Below are 25,110 nucleotides of genomic sequence, written 5' to 3'. Positions count from 1 at the left end.
AATGATTTGTAAATTAGTAGAATGGGATTCAAATTTTTTTTCCAAGAAAATTTATAAAGCTACTCTAAATAATAACTTTACAGACGAGGAAAAGACTGAAATTCAAGATTTAAATGCCGATTTAATTTATATAGTAGCTTCGGAGCCAAATCCTAGTTTGATTAAGAATATTACTAACCTTGGCGCTCTCTTATACGACAAGAAAGTAACTTACAAAAAATCATCTTTTTTTGATCAAAAAGAATTTACTAATAATTTATCTTTTAATTCTGCAATAAATTTGAGTTCTAATCTTGAAAAAATGGTTTATCAAAGCGGTAAATATTCGAGATTTAATTTAGATAGAAATTTAAACTATAACTACGAAAGGCTCTATAGAACTTGGATTGATAAATCTTTAAGCAGAGAATTAGCCGATGAAGTATTAGTTGCAGTTGATCCTACAAATAACGAAGTGGGTTTTATAACCTTGAAAAAAACCGAATATGCAGGGAATATTGGTCTTATTGCCGTTGATGAAAAATATAGAGGGAAAAAAATTGGTGTCGATTTACTTTTGATGGCTGATCAGTGGTATAAAGAAAACAGTGTCAAAGAAGCAACTATAGTTACTCAATTAGATAACATTCCTGCTTGTAACTTATATGAAAAAATGGGCTACAGTTTGGATAAATTAGAATACATATTTCATTTATGGAAGAAATAAAAAAAATTCCTTTTAATAAACCGTTTTTAACGGGGAAAGAAAACCATTATCTATATCAAGCAGTTTTATCTGGAAAAATCTCTGGTGATGGTGTCTTTACGAAAAAGTGTCACACTTTTTTTGAACAAAAATACCACTTCAAGAAAACTCTATTAACAACATCATGTACGGATGCCTTGGAAATGGCATCAATACTAATTGATATTAAGCCTGGTGACGAGATTATTGCACCTTCCTATACATTTGTGTCTACCGTAAATGCATTTGTTTTGCGTGGAGCCAAAATTGTTTTCGCGGATAGCTGTGCTGAGAATCCTAATATTGATATAAAACAAATAGAGGCATTAATTACAGATCGAACAAAAGTAATTATCCCGGTGCATTATGCCGGAATAGCCTGCGATATGGATGAGATCATGGCTTTGGCGAAGAAATATAATTTATATGTAGTGGAAGATGCTGCCCAAGCTATAGATTCATACTATAAAGGAAGTCCACTCGGCGGAATTGGCCATCTGTCAGCTTTTTCATTTCATGAAACTAAAAATATAATATCTGGAGAGGGTGGTCTGCTGGCAATAAATGATGAGAAATTTTCTGAAAGGGCTGAAATTATTAGAGAAAAAGGAACAAATAGGTCTCAGTTCTTTAGAGGAGAGGTAGATAAATATGGATGGGTAGATATTGGATCGTCATTTTTGCCCTCTGATATTATTGCGGCATTTTTATATGCACAGCTGGAAAATTTAGACGAAATTCAATTTAGACGTAAGCAGATTTGGAATCAATATTATTCTTTGTTGAATAAATTAGAAGAGCGTGGGGTGCAATTGCCTTATATCCCTGATTATGCAACTAACAACGCTCATATGTTTTATCTAGTTTGCAATTCTTTAGAGGAGCGGTCAAGACTTATTTCAGCACTGAAAGAGAAAGGAATCTTGTCGGTGTTTCATTATTTATCGTTGCATAAATCTCCGTTTTATAGTAGTCGGTATAAAAGCCCTGAATTGGCAAATTCAGATAGATATACTGATTGTTTACTTCGACTACCTCTTTTTTATGAATTGACTAATGACGATGTAGACTTAATTTCAGATACGATAATTGAGTTTTATAGACATATTTAAAGCAAATGCTAACCAAAATTAAAGATTTTTTTAGTAAGGGGCATGAAAGAAGCATAAAAGCTAAAAAGAATATTTTGGCAATGCTAGTAATTAAAGGTATAAGTATTTTAGTGGGGCTTGTACTTGTGCCTCTTACAATTAATTATGTTAGTCCCGAACGTTATGGGATATGGGTAACTATTTCCTCAATTATTGCTTGGGCTAGCTTCTTTGATATTGGCTTTGGCAACGGCATGAAAAATAAATTTGCCGAATCACTTGCAAAAGATAGAAAAGATTTGGCAAAGGTTTATGTCAGTACTACTTATGCTATTTTAACGATCATAACATTACTTTTATTAATCATATTTTTTTTCATAAATATTTTTTTAGACTGGAGTAAAATACTTAATGCGCCAAGGTATTTAAGTGGGGAACTGAGTACGCTGGCAATCATTGTATTTTCTAGTTTCGCATTTCAATTCGTTTTAAAGTTAATAACAACTCTGCTCTCTGCAATTCAAAAACCAGCGTTATCTTCTTTTTTTGATATGCTTGGACAATTACTGGTTTTAGCTCTGGTGTTCTTACTAACTAAATTTGGCGATGGATCACTAATTACACTAGGTTATGCTCTTGGGGGAGGACAAATTTTTATACTTCTTGTATCGACGTGCTGGTATTTTTCGAGAGATCTCAAAGAATATTCGCCAAAATTTAAATATGTTAAGTTTAAGTATGCGAAGGATTTGATGTCAATTGGATTGAAATTTTTTGTTATTCAGATTGTAGTTATAATTATTTATGAAACAAATAATATTATAATTATACAGTTATTTGGTCCAAATGAAGTGACAATCTATAATATATCTTATAAATATCTAGCGGTAGTACCAATGGTTTTTACCATTTTAATTGCACCATTTTGGATCGCCTTTACAGATGCATATGCCAAGCAAGACATACAATGGATGAAAGGTGTTTTAAACAAATTAAGAAAAGCTTGGGTTTTGCTACTTTTACTTTCAATATGTTTGGTAATTATTTCACCTTATGTTTACCAGATTTGGATTAAGGATTCTGTTACCATTCCTTTAGTGCTGACATCAGGAATGGCTTTTTTTACGATCGTGAATACTTGGGGAAGCTTGCACTCCCAATTGTTAAATGGAATTGGAAAGTTAAAGATCCAATTAATCAGCGCTATAATAATAGCGCTTTTGAACATTCCATTATCACTTTACGTTGGTCGGCATTTTGGGCTAGCAGGGTTAATTTGGGGCCAATCTTTGTTACCTTTGGTAAGTACAGCTTGGTGGGCTCCTATGCAGGTGAATAAAATATTGAAAGGTAAAGCGGAAGGAATTTGGAATGAGTAAGAAACTTAATATTCTACTTTTGTCGGGGACCCCGCCATATTCTCATTCAGGGATTCTTGCTCTTGATATCATCAATTCATTAAATCAAAAAGGCCACTATGCCGAATTGATTACCAAATTCTATGACCCTAAGTTTGAACCTGGAGTAAAATCTGTTTATAATCAATTCGAATCAAAGCTGGTTAAGCTTAAAAATAAAATATTTGCACTTTTTGGCAAGAAGATTAAATCAAACTTTGATTATTATATTTTTGATCTGAGCTATTCTAAGAAGAAAATTTCTACAAAAAATGTTTTGTCAAAAATTTCTAAAAAACCAGATTTAATCATTTATCTGTTCCCTCATTTTTTTCTCAACGAAGAGAATATCTACGAGCTATATAATAAGACAAGAGCGCCTGTTATTTTATTCCCCGTAGATATGGATCCTCTTACGGGAGGCTGCCACTATTTTTGGGATTGTGAGGGGTTCACGAAGCTGTGCGGGAATTGCCCTGGATTATATTCGAATGATCCCCATGATGCTACATTTAAAAATATGAATTACAAGAAAGAATTTATTGATAAAACAGAGATTTATCCCATTGGTGGGAAATATATGTTGAGTGTAATCAATAAAAGCTTCTTGTACAAGGGAAAAAATAAATTTAACATTGATTTGGTGATCAATGAAAATCTTTTCTACCCAGGGGATGTCGAAAAATCAAGGAGTAAATTTCTGTTGCCACTTGATAAAAAGATAATTTTTTTTGGAGCGCTATCCTTAACTGAAAGGAGAAAAGGAATGCTTTTTCTCATTGAAGCGCTGCAACTACTGAAGAATTCATCTGATGAAACTTTGAATGATAGGATTGTAATAGTTATGGCCGGAGCCATAAAAGATAACATACAGGAAATGATTCCTTATCCTATTTTTCAATTAGGGTGGCTAAGTCAGGAGGATTTACCCATAGCATTTAGGGCAGTGGATCTATTTATTTGCCCCTCCATTGAGGACGCGGGACCAATGATGACTATACAATCGCTCATGTCTGGTGTTCCGGTAGTCGCTTTTGAGACGGGCAATGCAAATGAAATGATAACAAATGGATTCAATGGGTTTAAGGTTCCGATATTCAATGTCGAAGGATTAATGAATGGAATTCGAAACATATTAGAAATGAATCCAGAGGAAAAAAAACTAATGGATTTAAACTGTAGAAATACAGCATTAGAAAAATCTTCATACAATGCCTTTTCTGCAAATATTTTATCTGCATATAATTCTATTAAAGGATATGCTTAGAAAAACATTTTTTAGAGAGTTATTGCCCACATTAACACCTGGGGCAATTGTATTTTTTTTAATAATTTTTCAAAGTTGTGGAATACCTATTTTTGAAAAAAAGGGAACCATAATCGCTGTTGTTGTGCTTTTTCTTGCTCGGAATGGGTTTCAATATCTTACAGCAAAACACCTTCTCATTATTTGTGGAATATTATTGTTTTTAATAGTTAATTTTAGCGTCAATCCCGCGTTTGAATTATCTAATTTAATTTTCCAATGTTGTTTGGTTATAGAGACCTATATATTCTTGTTATCGTATAAAAAAGCCGGTATTTATAGATTGCAAAATGATTTTATTCGGTGTTTACACTTCATTTTTTTACACTCATTGGCTGGTTATCTATTATATTTAACGATACCCGTACTATTTCAAGAAGTTTCTTTCAATTATCCTTACAGGACATTTATGTTTTGTTTCTATGTAACTGTTGATAATAATGATGTTGCTAGAAATACGGGGATTCTTTGGGAGCCGGGGCTGTTGCAATTAATGTTGAACATTTTTTTGTTTTATGCCATTAGAACGCGTCGGCCAGATTGGTTTTTGCTAATCATAGTAATAACTGTGTTGACAACATATTCTACATCGGGATATTTTTGTTTAGCAGTAAACTACTTATACTTTGTACTATCAAATCTTAAAACAAGAAAGAAATTTGTGATGACGTTAGTGGGGCTTACCGTATTTTTTTCTAGTTTTTTAGTTTTTATACTCGAGAACATTAATGATAAACTTGGAGGCGAAAACCTTTCAGGTCTCGCTCGTTATAGAGATTTCTATATTGGATGGGAGCTTATAAAGGAAAAACCACTAATGGGACATGGCTTATTTAACGAATCTTATCTCTTTACTAAACCATATGTTACTGCTATCGAAGTCAGACTTTTTGGGGCCAGAACTCTAGATATTATTGGCTCAATTTCTGGAGGATTTGTTAATGGGATAATGGATGTATTTGCTTGGTTTGGATTACCAGCTGGATTGCTTTTATTTATTCTTTTTTATAAGAATAAATTTGTTGGTGTAAAGCTAGAGCGTATAGTTTTCTTTATTATATTATGTTTTACTTTCTTTGCTGAACCGATAACCTACACATCATTTTTTTTAATGTTCCCTTTCTCGGCAATAATATTTGAGCAGAAGCTCAATAAGATAACCGGTAAACAATCAATTAAATTAACTTAATTAGTAAATGGAAAATATGAAAACCACTTTTATGAAGTATGCTTTCGCAGCAGTATACATTTTTTGTGGAGCTATAGCACTTTTACCCTTCCATAATTTAAGAATTTTGTTAATGAGGTGTTTAGGCGCAAAAATCGGCAAAAAGGTTGGGCTTTATAGAGGTTTTGAAATCAGAAGTCCATGGAAATTGGAAATTGGTAACAGCACATTAATCGGCCACAATGCATTGCTTGATGCAAGAAAAGGTCTGATAATTGGTTCTAATGTAAACTTAAGCAATGATGTTATGATATGGACATTACATCACGATTACAATAGCGAATTTTTCGATACCATAGGAGATCGTGTAGTTATTGAAGATTATTGTTGGATATGTTCCAGAGCGGTTATTCTTCCAGGAGTTAAAATTGGATACGGTGCTGTTGTAGCAGCAGGTTCTGTGGTGACAAAAGATGTTCAGCCTTACACAGTAGTCGGTGGAATTCCTGCAAAGGTAATTTCGGTTAGAAATAAAAAGTTAAGCTATAATTTGGGGAATGATATCTGCCCAATAATCTAGTAAATCAAATGACTAAATAATAAAATTGATGAACAAAATTTCTATAATAACGGCAACATATAATGCAGGAAAAACACTTGAGTCTTTAATACAAAGTATTATAATTCAAGATAGTGATAATTTTGAATTCATTATTGTTGACGGTTGTTCGAAAGATAATACAATGGATATTATAAATAAATATAGAAATTATATAACCGAATGGATCAGCGAACCAGATAAGGGTATTTATGATGCATGGAATAAAGGCGTTTTAAGAGCTAGCGGAGATTGGATAATGTTTTTGGGTGCAGATGATATATTATTACCAACAGCGTTGTCAAAATATCAAAATTTTTTAGCAATGCAGTCTAATTTGGATTCTTTAGAATACGTTTCTTCCAAAAGACAAATGATTGATCTCAAAGGGAAAATTATTAGGACAGGGGGCTTCCCCTGGCAGTGGCCTTTATTTCTTAAAGAAATGACTGTTTCACATCCTGGGTCGTTACATTCAAAGAAAAAATTATTTGACATTTACGGAGTCTATGATATAAGATACAGAATTTGCGGAGATTACGAGTTACTTTTAAGAGCAAAGGATAAATTAAATGCAGCCTTTATGGATGAGGTTACAGTTAAAATGAGTGAGGGAGGTGCAAGTGATTCAATTGCCGCTATTACAGAACATTTCCAAGCGGCGACAGAAACGGGTGGAGCAAGCTATATTTCTTCCAAGTTTAATGAATGTTATTACAAACTGAAGTTTGTTGTGAAGAATTGCTTTAGAAAGATTGGTTTAAATGTCTATCTAAAGAAGTGATAGCCATAGATTGATAATTTTTTGAAAACGATTATATTATATTAAAGCAGATGAAGATCAAAGTTGGGATTGATGCGAAATGGTATTTTGATGGCCCACCTAGCGGAAAGGTGGTTGTTAGAAATTTGGTTGATGAATTAATTAAAATTAACAATAATCATATTGAACTTTTTCTTATTGTCAGCAGTAAAAATATAGATCAAGCTGAAGAATTGTTTAGAGGCAAAGCCAAACTTATCCCTGTATATGCTAAGCCAAATTTACTTTCCAATTTGATAATTGTTCCATTTGTGGTTAAAAAGTATAACTTGAATTTTATACTATATCAAAACTTTGCAAATTATGGGAAAAGTAAATGGAAAAAAATAGCATTTGTTCACGATGTACTTTTTTTAGATTACCCCCAGTTTTACAGCCCTGTTGAGTTATTGTACTATAAGCCAATGAGTCTGTTAGCGAAACGTTCAGATTATGTAATCACTATTTCTAACTCAGAGAAAACGAGGATCTTAAAACATCATATTGCTGAAGACCAAAATACGGCTGTGGTATATCATGGAGTAAATGATAATTTTATGCCGCTAGACAAATATAACGTAGAAAGTATAAGATCAATAAAAAAGAGATATAATTTGCCAGATAAATTCGTTCTATACGTTGGGCGAATCAATATTAGAAAAAACTTATTGAATTTGATTAGAGCCTTTATACATATAGACGAATCTGTAAAACTTTTAATTGTTGGAGAAAGAGAGTTTAAAAATGAGGATATAGAAAAATGTATTCTAGACAATAACTTATTGGATAGGATTTCTTTTTCTGGTTATGTCCCACAAGCAGATCTTCCTCTTATTTATGCTCTTGCAAAGGTATTTTGCTTCCCGTCCTACGCCGAGGGTTTTGGTATGCCTCCACTGGAAGCTATGAAATGTAGAGTTCCAGTTGTTGTTTCGGATAGAACATCATTGCCAGAAGTTTGTGGTGATGGAGCTGTTTACATAGATCCTGACGATCCAATGGATATTGCAATGAAAACCAATACGTTGTTGCAAGATGAAAAATATTATAATTTAATGGCTGGCAGGGCGTTAGCACATGCAAATCATTTTACTTGGCAAAAGTCCGCGGAGAATATTTTAAAATTTATAATGGAAAAAAGCTAATGATCGAAAAGATTATACGGAAGCTAAAAAAAGACCCTAATTACAGATGGGAAAGTAAATATACTGTAAGGGATATAATTGTGGTTTCTTTTGAAAGGTTGAAACAGATGCTTAGAGGAGGTTATAGAAGATTTTTTTTTAAACGGACAAAAGGCCTATTATTTATAGGTCAGGGAGTTAAAATAAAACATGCATATAAGGTTTCCGCTGGAGACAATCTAATCCTCGATGATCGGGTCTATATTAATGCAATTTCTTTAGAAGGGATCAATATAGGTAATAATGTTTCAATTGGAAGAAATTCTGTTTTAATGGGATCACATGTCATTGCCCACCAAGGGATTGGCATAAAGATTGGCGATGGTACTGGCATTAATGCTTTTGCATACTTAGCAGGCCAAGGTGGGATAGATATTGGTGAAAATGTGATTATTGGCCCATATGTTAAAATTTTTTCTGAAAATCATAACTTTTCTGATGATACTGAGTTGATTAAAAATCAAGGCGTTACACGGTCTGAAGTACGGATTGAAAGCAATTGTTGGATAGGCTCTGGTGTAACAATTTTAGCTGGTGTAACTATTGGTTCCGGCACTGTCGTAGCCGCAGGAAGTGTTGTAACCAAATCTTTTCCAGGAAAAGTAATAATAGGAGGGATTCCCGCCAAAATAATAAAAAATAGAGGGGCCTAGGTTATAATGATTTAAAAAAAAACGCATTTTATTCAAATTAGCATTGCAATTGCATTTACCTGAAGTAAAAATATGAATTTTAATAAAAATACCTATGTTCTTATTATGGCGGGGGGAGTTGGTTCTCGATTTTGGCCCAAAAGTCGTAACCATTTCCCAAAACAGTTTATTGATATTTTAGGAATTGGCAAATCTCTGTTACAACTCACCTATGAACGTTTTTTAAAGATATGTCCAAATGATCAGATTTACATATTGACGAATGAAGGTTATTTTGATTTGGTTACCGAACAGTTGCCAGCCATCTTGCAGCGGAATATCTTGTTGGAGCCAAGCCGGAATAATACGGCGCCTTGTATTGCATATGCTACTTATAAGATTTCGAAACTAAATCCAAAGGCAAATATTGTTGTTGCACCTTCCGATCACTTGATTTTAAAGGAAGAGGTGTTTTTGGAGAAGATTGAAGGGGCATTGGATTTCAGTTCGAAAAATAATGCCTTATTGACCCTAGGCATTACACCGACGAGACCAGATACGGGCTATGGTTACATTAAGTATCAAGATTTGAGTATCGAGAATCAAGGTGTACCAGATGAAATTAAAAAAGTAAATGCCTTTATGGAGAAACCTATTTTGACTAAAGCTGAGGAATATTTAAAAAGTGGCGATTGTGTTTGGAATGCAGGCATATTTATCTGGTCAGCAAGTTCGTTGAAGAAAGCATTTGAAAAGCATGCTCCGGAAATTACTACAGTATTTGAAAGCGGTTTGCTCTTTTATAATACAGTTGATGAAGCCAAATTTATTACCGAAAATTATCCATTAAGCCCTAATATTTCTATTGATTATGCGATACTGGAAAAAGCAGATAATGTATACACTATACCTGCTGATATTGGCTGGTCGGACTTAGGCACCTGGGCATCTTTACACGCGGTTGGCGAAAAAGATGCTGCTAACAACATGGTAAACTTAGAAAAGATTAATTTGAAAGATACGAACAATTGCATTATACACTTACCCAATGACAAAGCAGCGGTAATAAGAGGATTAGATAACTACATTGTTGTTGATGATGGTGATGTGCTTTTGATTTATCCAAAATCGGAAGAACAAGAAATTAAGCAAGTGGCTAAGGATATGGTTAACGATCACGGGAGTAAATATGCTTAGCACTTATAAGATATCGAGAAATAGGTAGTTTCTCGTTTATTATAGTCTTTTTTAGGGTTTAAATTAGACGTATTAATCAACTATTTGCGTGGATGAAGACACTTTTTGTTTCTGCAATCTTTTTTGCTTTACATAATATGAATATTAACTTTTGTTATAATTGTTAAAACAAAAGGACGAGAATATGTTTAAATTTTCTTACTAAACCTGTGAAAGCGAAATAGATGTTGATCTTGAAATTTATTTTATATGCTCGTTAATAACCGTACAGTGGAATAGGTAACAACTCGTGCATAGTTAACAGAAGTAGTAGGCTAAGTGTCTATCGATATAAAGGAAGTATAATATACAATGAATATAGGAATTATTGGAACAAGAGGAATACCAAATCACTATGGCGGATTTGAGCAGTTTGCGGAATATCTCTCTATTGGACTTACCAAGAGAGGACATGCCGTTAGTGTTTACAATTCTCATAAACATCCATTTCAAGAAAGGACTTGGAATGGAGTTGAATTGATTCATCGCTATGATCCGGAAGATAAAATTGGGACAATAGGACAGTTTATATACGATTTTAATTGTATACTAGACAGTAGAATTAGAAAATTTGATATCATACTACAACTTGGTTACACCAGTAGCTCTATTTGGGGTTGGCTTTTGCCTCGTAGGACATCAATAATCACAACAAATGTAGATGGACTGGAGTGGAAAAGAACCAAATTTTCTCCAAAGGTTAAAAAATTTCTTAAATATGCTGAAAAATTAGGTATTAAGTTTAGTGATTATTTGATATCTGATTCAATTGGGATTCAAGACTACTTAAGAGAAACATATAGCAAAAATTCCCTCTATATACCTTATGGGGCAGACATTTTTAAAATCCCAAATGAAGAGTTAATTATAAAATATGATGTTAAACCGTTTGAATATAATATGTTAATTGCAAGGTTGGAACCTGAGAACAGTATTGAGATAATTTTAGATGGTGTGGTGATGGCCAATCAGTCTAGCAAATTTTTGGTAGTTGGAAAACACAATACTAAGTTTGGAACTTACTTAAAAGATAAATTTAAACATTTTAAAAATATCTGTTTTGTTGGAGGGATTTACGACATTAATATTTTAAATAACCTAAGGCATTTTTCTAACTTATATTTCCATGGTCATACTGTGGGGGGAACAAACCCTTCATTACTTGAAGCTATGGCTTCTCAATCACTAGTTGTCGCAAACCAAAACATTTTCAACGAATCGATTTTAGGTGCCGATGCATTTTACTTTAGAAACCAAAATGATGTTTGCGATGTACTGAGAAAGGTTAAAAAGCAAGATAATTTGAATTTAATAACTAGGAACGAATTTAAAATCAATGAAACATTCTCCTGGGATAATATTATAAGTCAATATGAAGCCCATTTTATAGATATTTATAATGCTAAGAAAAAAGTGTCTTAATATTTGACCACGTCAATAATTGTCATAAATATTAAAATGATTCCTATCTATAAGCAAATTATTGTCTCAGTTAAGATCCCTAAGAGAGGAATGGTACGACAAATAATCTGTCCTTGCCAATTAAAGGATTTGGTTCTATAGATAAGTATTTCAAAGAAGAGAATACAATTTCTATGAATCTACAGAAAAGTTGAATTAGTCGACTATTTATTAGCTCATAAATATTCTTCTTTATAATGCTTATTATTAAGTTTATATTGTAAAAAAATATTGGTTTTTAATTTGTTAATGTTTATTTAACTTTGCGTTCAGGTTTTAGGCATTAATTTTGTTCATTACGATTCACTTAAAACAAAAACAGAGGATAAATGTTTAAGTCTTCCCTTTAAGCCTATGCAAACACGTTACTTATTTATACTTAAATATATTTTACCAATAACTGACCTGATTATGGTCAATATTGTGTACTTTTTTGCCTACGAATTTACCGCTTATATGGGTAAAGCCGTAAGTTCTGAATTACAATGGCATTATATCGTGGTGTGTAATCTGATCTGGATTGTGAGCACTACAAGTTTTGGACTTTATAGCGAATATGGGTCGCGTAGGATTGAGCGAATCTATCGCGGAACTTGGAAAAGTGTGGTTTTACATGCAGTGTTGTTTTCTATTTACCTTTTCTTTTCTAAACAAAATGATTTCTCGAGATCTTTTCTGGTGATTTTTTATGGTATGCTGGCCATTCTATTTTTAGTGAACCGTTTTATTGGGACCTCGTTTCAGTTTTTACTATTTAATCATTTACGAGGTGTTAAATCTGTAGCCATTATGGGGAATAATCCTACAGGTTTGCAATTGGCCAGTTATTTTGAGAAACAACGTTATATCGAATTTCATGGGTTTATCAATGATATGCCAGAAGATTACCTAGATCGGAATGGTCAAATTTCTGATGTTGTAGGCCGTCAATTTAAAATGGCGGTTGATAAAGGGATTAAAGATATTTATGTGACCATCGCTCCAGAAAGGATGGCTGATATGGCATTATTAACAGAAGAGGCAGAACGTCAATGTGTGCGCTTAAAGTTTATTCCGGATATTAGTGGCGCCTTATTGTCACCTTATACGGTAAGTTATTTGGGTAACGAATTTCCAGTAATTTCATTACGCTCTGAGCCTTTAGAGAAAATACACAACCGATTTAAGAAACGTGCAATTGATGTGGTATTTAGTGGCCTGGTTATTCTATTCGTGCTAAGTTGGTTATATCCCATTATTGCTTTGTTAATTAAAATGCAAAGTAAAGGCCCAGTACTATTTAAGCAATTGAGAAGTGGCCGGGACGATGAGCCTTTCTGGTGTTTTAAATTTAGAAGCATGCGCATGAATGCTGACAGTGATAAACGGCAGGCGAGTAAAAATGATGATCGTATTACATCGATAGGTAAATTCCTTAGGAGATCAAGCTTAGATGAGCTGCCACAATTCTTTAATGTATTTATGGGGCACATGAGTGTGGTGGGGCCCCGACCACATATGTTGAGCCATACCGAACAGTACAAAGGTATTGTAGATCAATTTATGGTTCGCCACTTTTTAAAACCAGGTATTACAGGTTGGGCACAAGTAAACGGTTACCGTGGTGAAACGAAGGAAGATTACAAAATGGTAAAGCGGGTAGAACACGATATTTGGTACTTGGAAAACTGGAGTGCTATGCTGGATGTTAAGATTATTTTTATGACCGTGATTAATATGGCCAAAGGTGAAGAGAATGCATTTTAAATAAATATAAAGAAAGCCCTAAAGGGCTTTTTCTTTTATCGAAGTTTGGAGAGGATCGTTAATTTCATAATTAATAACGTTCTTTGCCGTTTGAATTAAAAATTTACCAAATGAAGAAAATCTTATTACTGCTGTTTTTAGTCGTTTCCGTTCACAAATTAAAAGCTCAAGCCGTTTATCAACCTTACTCTTATCAATTCTACCAGAAGCTGAGTAGCGAGATTTATAATCCAAATACACGGATTCACAGCTCTTTAAAACCTTTTTTTATTGATGATAGTTTATTGCGAGATAGAAGTAGGTTGTTGTTAAGCATCGGAACAGACTCAACTAGAAAATCGTGGGTATCGAGAAAATTATTTCAGGAACATTTACTAGACATACAGAAAGAAGATTTTACAGTATATGCTGATTTTTTGCCAGATTTTCAGATCGGTAGGGATTTTTCGGGCAAACAAAATGTTTGGTTAAATACACGGGGTTATCAGGTTGGTGGAACAGTTGGAAAAAAATTCTCCTTTTACACCAGTGGCTTTGAAAATCAGGGACAATTCTCTAAATATTATAATGATTATGTGAAAACTAGTGGCGTAGTTCCAGGGCAATCTTTTAACCGCGCTTATGGTTTTAATGGAGGCAAAACTTCTTTAGATTGGTCTTACGTAACTGCTACTATATCTTATACTCCTATAAAATATTTGAATATTACGGCGGGTTATGATAAAACCTTTATCGGTGATGGGTACCGGTCATTATTATTATCCGATTTTTCTTCTCCGGCGCCCTTTTTAAAACTTACAGGAAATTTAGGTAATGTACAGTATATGGCTATGTGGACTTCAATGCAGGATCCGGGTGCGACCAAACTATCTTACGATGCCGGTAACCGTAAAAAAGGAGGGATTTTTCATTACCTCGATTGGAACGTCAACAATAAATTATCGATTGGATTTTTCGACTCTATTATTTGGGCACAAACAGATGATGCTGGAAATAGAAGAGGATTTGATTGGGGCTATGCAAATCCCATCATCTTCTTAAGGCCCGTAGAAGCTTCTAGTGGCTCTCCAGACAATGCTCTGCTGGGTTTTACTGGTAAATATAAATTTGCGAAGGAACTGGTTGCCTATGGACAATTTTCGCTGGATGAATTTGAAGCTAAAAGTTTCTTTTCCAGCTCTGGCAGTTCCAGAAATAAATATGGTTGGCAATTGGGATTGAGAGGCGCGGATGTATTTCATGTTGAAGGATTAAACTATTTATTGGAATACAATACAGCTAAACCCTACACATTTTCTTCCAGAACCCGTATTGGCAATTACGCCAACTATAATGAGCCTCTAGCACATCCTTTTGGTGCTAACTTTAGAGAGCTTGTTAGTTTATTAAACTATTCTTACAAACGTTTTGATTTTAGCGGCGAACTGATGTATGCTAAGTATGGTCTGGATATCGCTGGGCAGAACTATGGTAAGAATATTTTCGAGCCATATACTGACGCGGTACAGCCTATTGGGAATTACACCACTCAAGGGATTCGCACAGACCTTTTTTATGCTGAAGGAAAAGTAGCTTATGTAGTTAATCCGAAATACAACCTACGCTTAGAACTAGGTGGTGTGGTTAGGAGAGAAAGTAACAATTTAGGTAAAAATACTACCGGATTGATTACTTTCGGTTTACGGAGTTCGTTCAGGAATTTGTATTCTGATTTTTAATAAACTACATGATATAAAAAGAGCCTCAGTTATTTGTTAGCTGAGGCTTTTTTGTTAATTAACCTGAGTTCGATTAATATTTGAATATAGTTGGTGTTTTACAGCCGCTTCACCTCACGCGATAGTCATGCTGAATTTATTTCAGCATCTTTCCTGCTATTAAGACCCTGAAATGAATTCAGGGTGACGACACTAATACTTAAAAACCCCCTCAGAATGACAAGTAATACGACAAGTTTCTACCCTGCCATACTATCGGTTGTTCTTTTGATGGCAACTTTTCTTACTGCCGCTACAATTGCGTTTTTATCATAACCGCATTCGGCCCAAAGCTCGGCCTGTTCGCCATGTTCGATAAACTGATCTGGAATACCTAAACGGATTACATTTGCGCTATAACCATGATCGGCCATAAATTCTAATATTGCAGAACCTACTCCTCCAGGTAATGAACCATCTTCTACGGTGATTACATGTTTATACTTAGCAAATACTTCATGTAGTAATTGCTCATCTAAAGGCTTTACAAAACGTAAATCGTAGTGGGCAGGATAAAAACCTTCGCTGTTTAACTCGGCTCGTGCCTCAACGGCAAAGTTACCCACGTGACCAATAGTTAATAGGGCTACATCTTCACCATCACAGATCTTACGTCCTTTGCCAATTTCTAATGCTTTGAATGGTCGTTTCCAATCGGGCATTACACCATTACCACGAGGATAACGGATTACAAACGGCCCCACATTTTCTTGTTGGGCAGTAAACATCAGGTTACGCAATTCTTCTTCGTTCATTGGAGAAGAGATCACTAAATTCGGGATACAACGCATGTAAGCAATATCATATGCGCCATGGTGTGTCGCACCATCAGCACCTGCTAAGCCTGCCCTATCCAAACAAAATACTACGTTCAATTTTTGAATGGCTACATCATGAATCACCTGATCGTAGGCCCTTTGCATAAAGCTTGAATAAATATTGCAAAACGGAACCAATCCTTGAGTGGCCAGGCCAGCCGAGAAAGTCACGGCATGTTGCTCTGCGATACCTACATCGAATGCACGTTTTGGCATCGCTTTCATCATAATATTTAACGATGATCCTGATGGCATAGCAGGTGTAATACCTACAATTTTATCGTTCGCCTCAGCCAGCTCGACCATGGTATGTCCGAAAACATCCTGGTATTTTGGTGGTTGTGGCTTGTCTGGAATACTTTTTTTGATTTCGCCGGTAATCTTATCGAAAAGACCTGGAGCATGCCACTTGGTCTGATCTTTTTCTGCCAGTGCAAAACCTTTACCTTTTACGGTAATACAGTGTAAAAGCTTAGGGCCAGGAATAGCAGATAAATCTTTTATGGTCTGCGCTAAACGTTTTACATCGTGCCCGTCAACAGGACCGAAATACCTAAAGTTTAAAGCTTCAAATAAATTACTTTGTTTAAGTAAGGTTCCTTTAATGCTTTTCTCAATTTTCTTAACGTACTTATGTGCGTTAGGGCCTAGTTTAGAAAGCCCTGCGAGTACATGAGAAATATCATCACGGAAACGGTTGTACGATTTTGAAATGGTGATGCTGGTTAAATATTCCTTAAGTGCACCCACATTCGGATCGATAGACATGCAGTTATCATTCAGGATTACCAGCACATTGCTGTTTTCGATCCCTGCATGGTTTAATCCTTCAAAAGCTAAACCAGCTGTCATGGCGCCATCACCGATAACAGCCACATGCTGTCTGTCTGTTTCGCCTTTTAATTGCGAAGCCACCGCCATACCCAAAGCGGCCGAAATGGAAGTAGAAGAATGGCCTACACCAAAGGTATCATACTCACTTTCCGAAATTTTTGGGAAACCGCTAATACCGCCGTATACACGATTGGTATGGAATAAATCCCTACGGCCGGTTAATATTTTATGTCCGTATGCCTGGTGGCCTACATCCCAAACCAACTTATCGTAAGGGGTATTTAATGCATAGTGTAAGGCTACTGTTAATTCAACAACACCTAAACTGGCGCCAAAATGGCCACCGTTAACACTAACAACATCAATGATATACTGTCGTAATTCCTGGCTTATTTGTTCTAAGTCAGAATCGCTATATTGCTTTAAATCAGCGGGATAGTTGATTTTAGATAATAGGGGGCCAGCTTTTACTTGCATTCGAAATTTATGGTAAAAAACAAGATACAAAGTAAGGCAAATTTGTTTTAATATAGAAGAGAAAAATAGTGGTTTATTATTGAGCGTTAAGCGGTTGGCGGTGAGGGCTTAGCGGATGCAGGTTAAGGGGTAGGGTTTAACGGTTAAGATTGTTTGGGACTAAAAATTTTCATTATGTTTGTCTCTTCACATGCAGGCAGAGAATTTTGAAATAAAACTTCCGGTATTCGAAGGGCCCTTCGATTTGTTGCTGTTCTTTATAGAGCGGGATGAACTTAATATCCAGGATGTGGAGATTGCCAAAATCACCAACGACTTTTTGGCCTATATCCATCAGCTCCTAGCTTTAAATGTAGAAGTTGCCAGCGAATTTATCTTAGTGGCTGCAACGTTGATGCGCATTAAATCTAAAATGCTTTTGCCAAGGATTGAGGTTGATGAAGCCGGAAATGAAATTAATGCTGAACAAGACCTTATTGCAAGGCTTATCGCCTATAAGCAGTTTAAATCTGCAGCAGAAGAAATGAAAGTTTTTGAAGAGGAACGGTTTAAACAAGATCAGCGGGGTAATATTGCATATGATTTAACCCTGGCCGCTGCATCTTCCAGTCATCAGGATGAACTTTTATCATTGGATCTCTATAAACTTTTAACCGTTTACCACCGAACGATGCAGAAATATGAGCTGCGCAGCGAAGAGGTTAAACACACCGTGGTACAATATCCTTACACTATCGAGCAGCAAAAACACTTTATTGCGAATTTGCTCGATATCAATAAACAGATCGATTTTGCTTTAGTGCTTAAAAATTCGGATAATAAAGTGCATTTCGTTTATAATTTCCTGGCTATTTTAGAAATGTTGCAGCAACAAATCATAGAGATAACCATTGGGAGCGGCTTTAACAACTTTAATGTGAAAGCATTATCCTAATACGGCCTAAATTAAATTTGAATTTCTTACTTTTGCAAAAAAAATACAAACCTCATATAATGATGACACGCGACAACCAAATTTTTGAACTTATTGATAAGGAGTTAAACCGCCAAGAGCATGGTTTAGAGCTTATTGCATCAGAAAACTTTGTAAGCAAGCAGGTAATGGAAGCTGCCGGATCGGTACTAACCAATAAATATGCTGAAGGCTTACCAGGAAAACGTTACTATGGCGGTTGCCAGGTAGTGGATGTAGTAGAGCAAATTGCTATCGATAGAGCAAAAGAGTTGTTCGGTGCAGCATGGGTAAACGTTCAGCCGCACTCTGGCGCACAAGCTAACGCAGCAGTAATGCTTGCCGTTTTGCAGCCAGGCGATAAAATATTGGGATTTGATCTTTCTCATGGAGGTCACTTAACGCATGGCTCGCCTGTTAACTTTTCGGGTAAACTATATCAGCCTTTATTTTATGGGGTAGAAAAAGAAACCGGATTAATTGACTATAAAAAATTAGAAGAAGTTGCTTTAGCCGAAAAACCTAAATTAATTATCTGCGGTGCATCTGCTTATTCCCGCGAGTGGGATTACGCTTTTATCCGTGCAGTAGCTGATAAAATCGGTGCTTTGGTTTTGGCCGATATTTCTCACCCTGCAGGTTTAATCGCAAAAGGATTGTTGGCTAACCCACTTCCACATTGCCATATTGTAACCACTACAACCCACAAAACTTTACGTGGCCCACGTGGGGGTATGATTATGATGGGACAGGATTTCGAAAATCCATGGGGATTAAAAACACCTAAAGGTGAAACCCGTTTAATGAGTAACCTGCTCGATATGGCGGTTTTCCCTGGTACACAAGGTGGTCCGTTAGAGCATATTATTGCGGCTAAAGCAATTGCTTTTGGCGAAGCTTTAAGCGAGGAGTACGGAACGTACATTAAACAAGTTGCAGCTAATGCACAGGCAATGGCCAAAGCATTTGTAGCTAAAGGATATGGCATTATTTCTGGTGGCACAGATAACCACTTGATGCTGATCGATCTTCGAAATAAAAATATTACTGGTAAAGTAGCTGAAAATGCTTTAGAGAAAGCAGAAATTACAGTGAACAAAAACATGGTTCCTTTCGATGATAAATCGCCATTTGTAACTTCAGGTATCCGTGTAGGTACTGCCGCAATTACTACCCGCGGTTTAAAAGAGACTGAAATGCAGAAGATTGTAGATTTAATCGACCAGGTTTTAACCAATCCGGAAGATGAAGCTAACCTAAATAGTGTAAAAGCTGAGGTGATTAAGTTGGTAAGTGCTTTCCCATTATATAAATAAAATTATACACTCACTCGGCTAGAGTGGCAATAAGACAAGCAGTTACATTAATTTGTAACTGCTTTTTTTTGTGAAGTAAGTTTTTCGCCCTAATGATGCAAAACAAACGTTTGTTTTATATATTTGACCAATAAAATGATGTAACTTATGTGTGGAATAGTAGGCTATATTGGCTACAGAGAAGCCTGGCCAATTGTATTGAAAGGTCTTAAAAGATTAGAATACCGGGGTTATGATAGTGCTGGTATTGCACTGATGAACGATAGTGGTCAGCATATTTATAAAAAGGCTGGAAAAGTAGCTGTTTTAGAAGAATATGCAGAAGACAAAGATAAGTGTGGTACAATTGGTATGGGACATACGCGATGGGCAACTCATGGCGTGCCTTCCGATCGAAACTCTCATCCCCACACATCAAATGGCGGGAAGCTGTCTATTATCCATAATGGAATTATCGAAAACTACGCCACCTTAAAAGAAGAATTGACTAGTCGTGGCCACGAGTTTAAAAGCGATACGGATACAGAGGTATTAATTCACCTGATTGAAGAAATCCAGGAAATTGAAAATATTGATCTTTTAGAAGCAGTTCGTTTGGCTTTGCAGGAAGTGAACGGTGCCTACGCCATCGTGATTATGGATAAAGAACACCCTGATCGTTTAATTGCTGCGAGGAAAGGAAGTCCGATGGTAATTGGCGTTGGAGCAGGAGAATATTTTATTGCCTCTGATGCTACCCCGATTATTGAGTATACTAAAACCGTAATTTATTTAAAGGATGGCGAAATCGCCCTGATTACCAAAAATGACCTTTTAGTTAAACAATTGGATAACGTAGTGCAAACCCCTTTAATTCAAGAGCTACAGCTAAAACTAGAGATGTTGGAGAAGGGTGGCTTTGATCACTTTATGCTTAAAGAAATTTATGAGCAGCCACGTTCAATTAAAGATTGTATGCGTGGACGTATTTATCCTGAAGAAGGAAAAGTTCAGCTTGGCGGGATCAAAGAATTTGCAGAGAAATTAAAAAATATAGACCGGATCATTATTGTGGCCTGCGGAACATCGTGGCATGCAGGTTTGGTTGGCGAATACCTGATCGAAGAATATGCCCGTATACCTGTAGAGGTGGAGTATGCTTCAGAATTCAGGTATAGAAATCCAATTATCACCGAAAAAGATGTGGTAATTGCCATTTCACAATCCGGCGAAACTGCTGATACCATGGCGGCCATCGAGATGGCTAAAGAACGTGGAGCAACTATTTTTGGGATCTGTAATGTTGCGGGGGCTTCCATCCCGCGTTTAACCCATGCCGGCGTTTACACCCATGCTGGTCCAGAAATTGGCGTAGCTTCAACAAAAGCATTTACTGCCCAGGTAACGGTTCTAACCTTGATGGCCTTTTACATGGCGCAGCAAAAAGGAACCATTACCACCTCAAAATTAATCGAGCTTTTAACCGAACTGGACCATATCCCTGAAAAAATTCAGGTTGCTTTAGAATCGAACGATCTGATCAAAGAAGTTGCAGAAAAGATCAAAGATTCTACCAACTGTTTGTTCTTGGGAAGAGGTAGTGGTTTCCCTGTGGCCTTAGAAGGTGCCTTAAAGCTTAAGGAAATTTCTTACATCCATGCAGAGGGTTATCCTGCAGCAGAAATGAAGCATGGGCCTATCGCTTTAATTGATGAAGAAATGCCGGTGGTTTTTATTGCTACGCAGAATTCATCATACGAAAAAGTGATCAGCAATATACAAGAAGTAAAAGCAAGAAAAGGTAAAGTGATTGCGATTGTAACCCAGGGAGACACGGAGGTGAAGAAAATGGCCGATTACTGTATCGAAATTCCTGATGCTAATGAAGCCTTTTTACCACTTATAGCAACTATTCCACTTCAGTTATTATCGTATCATATTGCAGTGATGCGTGGTTGTAATGTAGATCAGCCTAGAAACTTAGCTAAATCGGTAACTGTAGAATAATTTTATAACAAACAAATAACCTGAATTCGATAATTAAATACTGATTGATATCTAAACTCAGTTTTGGGTTAAATCGGTCGTCACCCTGAATTTATTTCAGGGTCTTTCCTGCCAAAAAGGATGCTGAAACAAGTTCAGCATGACGATGAGATTAGGAATAAACCTTGTCTGATAGTTATTTTTACAATTTAATAATCGAACTCAGGTAAATAGATAAAGCTTTGCATTAATTTGTAGCCACTTTTTTGGTTATAGGCGTATTCAAATAATTTATATATTTTGATATTGATGAATTAAAACGGCAGGGGGGAAAGCGGGGCTGCAGGCTGCCATAGGTACCAATGCTAAATTCTAAAGAAATAAATCTTGTTGGAGATTAAAGCGATGTTAAAAAAAATAGCTTAAAAATTTAGTGGCAACCCTATAATCTTAAAATCTTGGTAAAAGTAAAGGGCCGATATTCTTAGAAGAAATATCGACCCTTACCATCTAAATTAACGCTCTCGAATATATAAACGGAAATTATCGCCGTTTTGTTTTGAGAAAATAAAAAAAAATAAATTATTTCTCGTAACTGCCTAAGGTTGAGGGATAAATTCTTGCATTTCCTTTCGCATCCTGATTAAGGTAATTAAAGAAATACGGATCAGTACTTAAATCAGCTCCCTTTTTTCTGACGATGCTACCGGGAGATACTCGAAAATCTTCTAGATCTTGATTAATGAAAAGAGGATCGGTATTTAAAATGTTGCCATTGTTGCTGTAAGCGCTGTTGGTAGATCGGATTAAATTGCTCCATAAATTGAATTGCACTATTGCAGACGTTTTCTTTTGGATATCCAATTCATTCGTTAAACTCCCCCATATGATATTATTGGTTAAATCTACCTGAAGTTTGTTATAAGCATTTGCCGATAAATAATCTGAAAAACTCAGAGAGGCAGTTTTACGCGGGAAATTTGAGTTGTAACCAGCAAAAGTATTCTGTTTTAAGTTGTAATTCCCTCCCCCTACTGCATATATTAAGTAATTTCCGCAGTTATACATCACATTATTAAATGCAAGCAGTTCCGAGTGGTAGCCAATGTAAGCCGCCACCTGCATGTTTTTAATTATACTGTTGCTTAAAATTAATTTGGGGTTGTTGTTAATGGCCAAAGAATCGGAGGTAATGCCAACAGATGCATTTTTGATGATCGCATTTTTAATAAGTCCACATCCAGTCCGTTTTAAGAAAATCCCTTTCCATTGCCCAGGCTCATCACTATATATGTATTCCAGCCTATCGCTACAAAATAGTACAGGTTCAGCAAGGCTGCCATTAACCACTAGATTCCCTTCTATGTTTAAATTTGCATCCTTGTGAAAATAAATTTTAGTTCCAGGTTGGATCGTTAGTGAGCCCCCGCTCTTAACAGTTAACGATCCATTAATAATGTAGGGTAGAGCTTTTGTCCAGATGGTATTGGCATTAATTGTCGATTCGTTAACAAATACAGCATTCTGTCCATAAGCTAAAAGCTGAATTACCTGTTTATTCCCATTTGTATTTAATATGATAGAATCTTGAACCAGAAAGGGCAGGTTAGTTGAATTTGGATTGATCGAAACTTTGACAAAGAGGTTTATAGAATCCCGGCCGTTTATAATGAGATCATTTTTGCTCTGCGTTTGCTCCCCGTTAATGTTAATGCTAAAAGCCGAAGTATTGCCACCTGATAATCTGATTTCGGAAACTTTAACCGCATCATTATTTTTGTTGACAATCTTTATTCTTTTAGTTGTTGATCCTACTGAAGTAAAGATGGTATCAAATAATACTTCTTTATTAGAGATGTTTAGTTTAGCATTCATATCTGTGGTTATACGCTCCCCTTTCCGGCAAGCTGAACCAATGAATAAAATTAAAAGCACTAAACCAATATTTAAACGCATAAATCAAACTTAGAAAAATGTTTGGCTACTTACAATAGCGCTTAAACCGTGTAACAGTAATTATTCTGCAAAGGCAAGCGCTGCAATGCTCACTTTTGCCGCCCCAATAGCTAAGAGTGTATTGGCGCAGGCTTCAAGCGTTGCCCCAGTGGTAATTACATCGTCAACCAGTAAAATATGTTTACCAATTATATCTTCAGCAGAATTTACCTGAAAAACATCTTTCATATTTTCATACCGGTTATACCTGCTTTTTTTAGTTTGACTCTCCGTTGAAGTAGTCCGGATAAGGTGATCTTCACTAATATCTATTCCCATTTGTGTTGCAATTCCTTTTGCAATAAAGCTACTTTGGTTATAACCCCTAATCTTATATTTTTTACGATGTAAAGGAACTGGGATAACCATGTTGATATCTTGATAAAGAATTCCGGTTTTTAGCCGTTCTCCTAGCATATTGCCTAATAGTACCCCAACATCGGTTCTGCCATTATATTTTAAGTTATGGATTAAGTTTTGAACCTTCGCTCCTTTTCTAAAATACAACATGGCCATTGCAGCATTAAGTGGTAAGCGGCCCCATAACTGCTTGGCAACCCTATTATCTGCATGTTGGTGATAATCGGTAAAAGGAAGGTCGTATAGGCATTTTAAACAAATCAACTCTTCGTGGCGAAACAAAGAATTGCCACATGCATTACATAGATTTGGAAATAGTAATCCAAATAAGTCAGAAGTCCATTGTTTAACCAAAAGCATCTAACTAATTTATAAAATATTTTTGATTTCCGAAGTTTAAGAGGCCAAGGCGATGGAAAGGGCTTCGGAACACTAGAGATTGAATTTTTAATCTTTTTTAGCAAAGCAGGTTCTTACTACTATATAGGTATGATTTCAGTAAATAACTTCCGAGGTTTAAAAGAGCGGGGTGTAAGGATAACTTCGGAAGTTTGCCTAGTGGTATATTGTTTGTGATTTTTAGGAAAGCAGGTTCAGTACTACTATGAGGGTTTGTTCCCGCTTTTCATTGCAAGTCCTCGCTGCGCTGTGGGCTTTCCATTGCAATCGGGTTTATTCTGCAGGGTCTTCCGAAGTTTCGGAGGGCCAAAGCTCAGGAAAAACTTCGGAAGTCTAAGGGCAGGGGAGTGCATAAACATTATTTGTTCCAGAAAGTTTTGCCCACTGCAACATTTTTTCTGTCTGAAAACCATGTGGTTAACAGAATCCTTTCGTTGATCCGTAAAAAAGCTTTGCGTTAGTGTTAATTTTTTCTACTTTTGCATCCCGCTTCGGAGGAAGGGTTTTGAATGAAAGGATGGCGCAGGGGATAATGAGAGCGGGATTTATTTTAAAATAAATGTTGCGGAAGAGGAAAAGATTGCTACCTTTGCAGCCCGTTCGGGAATGACGGAAAGCTGGTTAACATCAGCGTATTGAAAAGAGGGGAATAGGAAAAAGAGGGGGTTAAAAAAATAAAATTTATTTTATTTGTGATTCCGGAAAAGATCCTTACCTTTGCACTCCCAACGATAAGGAAGGGTAAAAGAATCGGAACGGCGGATGTCGGGAAGATAGAAAAAAAAGATTGAGATAAACAGAAACACAGGAGAGAGGAAGAAGACTTTCCGCAACTGAAGTTTAACGATATATAAGTGATCGGCCGCGAGGTTTACCAGATCAACAAGTTCTT

The 25,110-nt window shown here is 35.9% G+C and carries 20 protein-coding genes; 16 read left to right on the top strand and 4 right to left on the bottom strand.

Going from position 1 to position 25,110, the window contains the following annotated elements; all coding sequences use genetic code 11:
• The first annotated feature begins 1 nt into the window (after window position 1).
• The 13 genes from AC1DNH_RS18590 to AC1DNH_RS18530 all read left to right on the top strand — a co-directional run bounded on the left by AC1DNH_RS18590 (window position 2) and on the right by AC1DNH_RS18530 (window position 15,063).
• The gene (locus AC1DNH_RS18590) at window positions 2-706 is read left to right on the top strand and encodes a GNAT family N-acetyltransferase (RefSeq protein ID WP_477580039.1); all 705 of its coding nucleotides are present in this window, start codon (window positions 2-4) and stop codon (window positions 704-706) included.
• Window positions 694-1,836, top strand: a complete 1,143-nt coding sequence (gene rffA, locus AC1DNH_RS18585) for a dTDP-4-amino-4,6-dideoxygalactose transaminase (RefSeq protein ID WP_477609312.1) — start codon at window positions 694-696, stop codon at window positions 1,834-1,836. The genes AC1DNH_RS18590 and rffA overlap by 13 nt, the downstream gene beginning before the upstream one ends.
• Window positions 1,837-1,841: 5 nt before the next feature.
• A complete protein-coding gene (locus tag AC1DNH_RS18580; RefSeq protein WP_477625573.1) occupies window positions 1,842-3,194 on the top strand; it encodes a lipopolysaccharide biosynthesis protein in 1,353 nt (450 codons plus the stop codon).
• Complete coding sequence (locus tag AC1DNH_RS18575; RefSeq protein ID WP_477610731.1) at window positions 3,187-4,479, top strand: glycosyltransferase; 1,293 nt, start codon at window positions 3,187-3,189, stop codon at window positions 4,477-4,479. The genes AC1DNH_RS18580 and AC1DNH_RS18575 overlap by 8 nt, the downstream gene beginning before the upstream one ends.
• The gene (locus AC1DNH_RS18570) at window positions 4,472-5,707 is read left to right on the top strand and encodes an O-antigen ligase family protein (RefSeq protein ID WP_477625572.1); all 1,236 of its coding nucleotides are present in this window, start codon (window positions 4,472-4,474) and stop codon (window positions 5,705-5,707) included. The genes AC1DNH_RS18575 and AC1DNH_RS18570 overlap by 8 nt, the downstream gene beginning before the upstream one ends.
• A gap of 7 nt (window positions 5,708-5,714) precedes the next feature.
• Window positions 5,715-6,266, top strand: coding sequence for an acyltransferase (locus AC1DNH_RS18565; RefSeq protein WP_477625571.1), 552 nt, complete (start codon window positions 5,715-5,717; stop codon window positions 6,264-6,266).
• A gap of 28 nt (window positions 6,267-6,294) precedes the next feature.
• Window positions 6,295-7,068: a glycosyltransferase family 2 protein gene (locus AC1DNH_RS18560; RefSeq protein WP_477625570.1), complete on the top strand. Its 774-nt coding sequence runs from the start codon at window positions 6,295-6,297 to the stop codon at window positions 7,066-7,068.
• Between the two features lie 50 nt (window positions 7,069-7,118).
• Window positions 7,119-8,231: a glycosyltransferase family 4 protein gene (locus tag AC1DNH_RS18555; RefSeq protein WP_477584982.1), complete on the top strand. Its 1,113-nt coding sequence runs from the start codon at window positions 7,119-7,121 to the stop codon at window positions 8,229-8,231.
• Window positions 8,231-8,923, top strand: a complete 693-nt coding sequence (locus AC1DNH_RS18550; protein ID WP_477608910.1) for an acyltransferase — start codon at window positions 8,231-8,233, stop codon at window positions 8,921-8,923. Before AC1DNH_RS18555 ends, AC1DNH_RS18550 begins: the two co-directional genes overlap by 1 nt.
• A gap of 72 nt (window positions 8,924-8,995) precedes the next feature.
• The gene (locus tag AC1DNH_RS18545; RefSeq protein WP_477608908.1) at window positions 8,996-10,099 is read left to right on the top strand and encodes a mannose-1-phosphate guanylyltransferase; all 1,104 of its coding nucleotides are present in this window, start codon (window positions 8,996-8,998) and stop codon (window positions 10,097-10,099) included.
• A 351-nt stretch (window positions 10,100-10,450) separates the two neighbouring features.
• Complete coding sequence (locus AC1DNH_RS18540) at window positions 10,451-11,560, top strand: DUF1972 domain-containing protein (RefSeq protein WP_477608906.1); 1,110 nt, start codon at window positions 10,451-10,453, stop codon at window positions 11,558-11,560.
• Window positions 11,561-11,953: 393 nt separating this feature from the next.
• Window positions 11,954-13,345 carry an undecaprenyl-phosphate glucose phosphotransferase gene (locus AC1DNH_RS18535; RefSeq protein WP_477625569.1) on the top strand — a complete coding sequence of 464 codons (1,392 nt, stop codon included), beginning with the start codon at window positions 11,954-11,956 and terminating at the stop codon, window positions 13,343-13,345.
• 110 nt (window positions 13,346-13,455) lie between these two features.
• On the top strand, window positions 13,456-15,063 hold the full coding sequence (locus AC1DNH_RS18530) for a gliding motility protein RemB (protein WP_477584705.1): 1,608 nt from the start codon (window positions 13,456-13,458) through the stop codon (window positions 15,061-15,063).
• Between the two features lie 239 nt (window positions 15,064-15,302).
• On the opposite strand, the gene dxs is transcribed toward AC1DNH_RS18530, so the two are convergent.
• Window positions 15,303-17,231, bottom strand: coding sequence for a 1-deoxy-D-xylulose-5-phosphate synthase (gene dxs / locus AC1DNH_RS18525; protein ID WP_477584706.1), 1,929 nt, complete (start codon window positions 17,229-17,231; stop codon window positions 15,303-15,305).
• A gap of 190 nt (window positions 17,232-17,421) precedes the next feature.
• Between dxs and AC1DNH_RS18520 the strand changes: the two genes are divergently transcribed.
• The 3 genes from AC1DNH_RS18520 (at window position 17,422) to glmS (ending at window position 21,485) form a co-directional block, all read left to right on the top strand.
• On the top strand, window positions 17,422-18,165 hold the full coding sequence (locus AC1DNH_RS18520; protein ID WP_477625568.1) for a segregation and condensation protein A: 744 nt from the start codon (window positions 17,422-17,424) through the stop codon (window positions 18,163-18,165).
• A 62-nt stretch (window positions 18,166-18,227) separates the two neighbouring features.
• Entirely contained in the window at window positions 18,228-19,499 is a 1,272-nt protein-coding gene (gene glyA, locus AC1DNH_RS18515) for a serine hydroxymethyltransferase (RefSeq protein ID WP_477609214.1), read from the top strand.
• A gap of 147 nt (window positions 19,500-19,646) precedes the next feature.
• Entirely contained in the window at window positions 19,647-21,485 is a 1,839-nt protein-coding gene (gene glmS, locus AC1DNH_RS18510) for a glutamine--fructose-6-phosphate transaminase (isomerizing) (protein WP_477584719.1), read from the top strand.
• A gap of 561 nt (window positions 21,486-22,046) precedes the next feature.
• Here the strand turns inward: glmS and AC1DNH_RS18505 are convergent.
• From AC1DNH_RS18505 to AC1DNH_RS18495, 3 genes are all read right to left on the bottom strand, one after another.
• Window positions 22,047-23,339, bottom strand: coding sequence for a hypothetical protein (locus AC1DNH_RS18505; RefSeq protein ID WP_477584718.1), 1,293 nt, complete (start codon window positions 23,337-23,339; stop codon window positions 22,047-22,049).
• 141 nt (window positions 23,340-23,480) lie between these two features.
• Window positions 23,481-24,179 carry a ComF family protein gene (locus AC1DNH_RS18500; RefSeq protein WP_477625567.1) on the bottom strand — a complete coding sequence of 233 codons (699 nt, stop codon included), beginning with the start codon at window positions 24,177-24,179 and terminating at the stop codon, window positions 23,481-23,483.
• A 725-nt stretch (window positions 24,180-24,904) separates the two neighbouring features.
• The coding region (locus AC1DNH_RS18495; protein ID WP_477584716.1) for a hypothetical protein at window positions 24,905-25,110 on the bottom strand (206 nt) is incomplete at its 5' end.

This window comes from Pedobacter sp. 01N310 (assembly GCF_056399805.1).
This window is presented reverse-complemented; position numbering and strand designations above follow the sequence as displayed.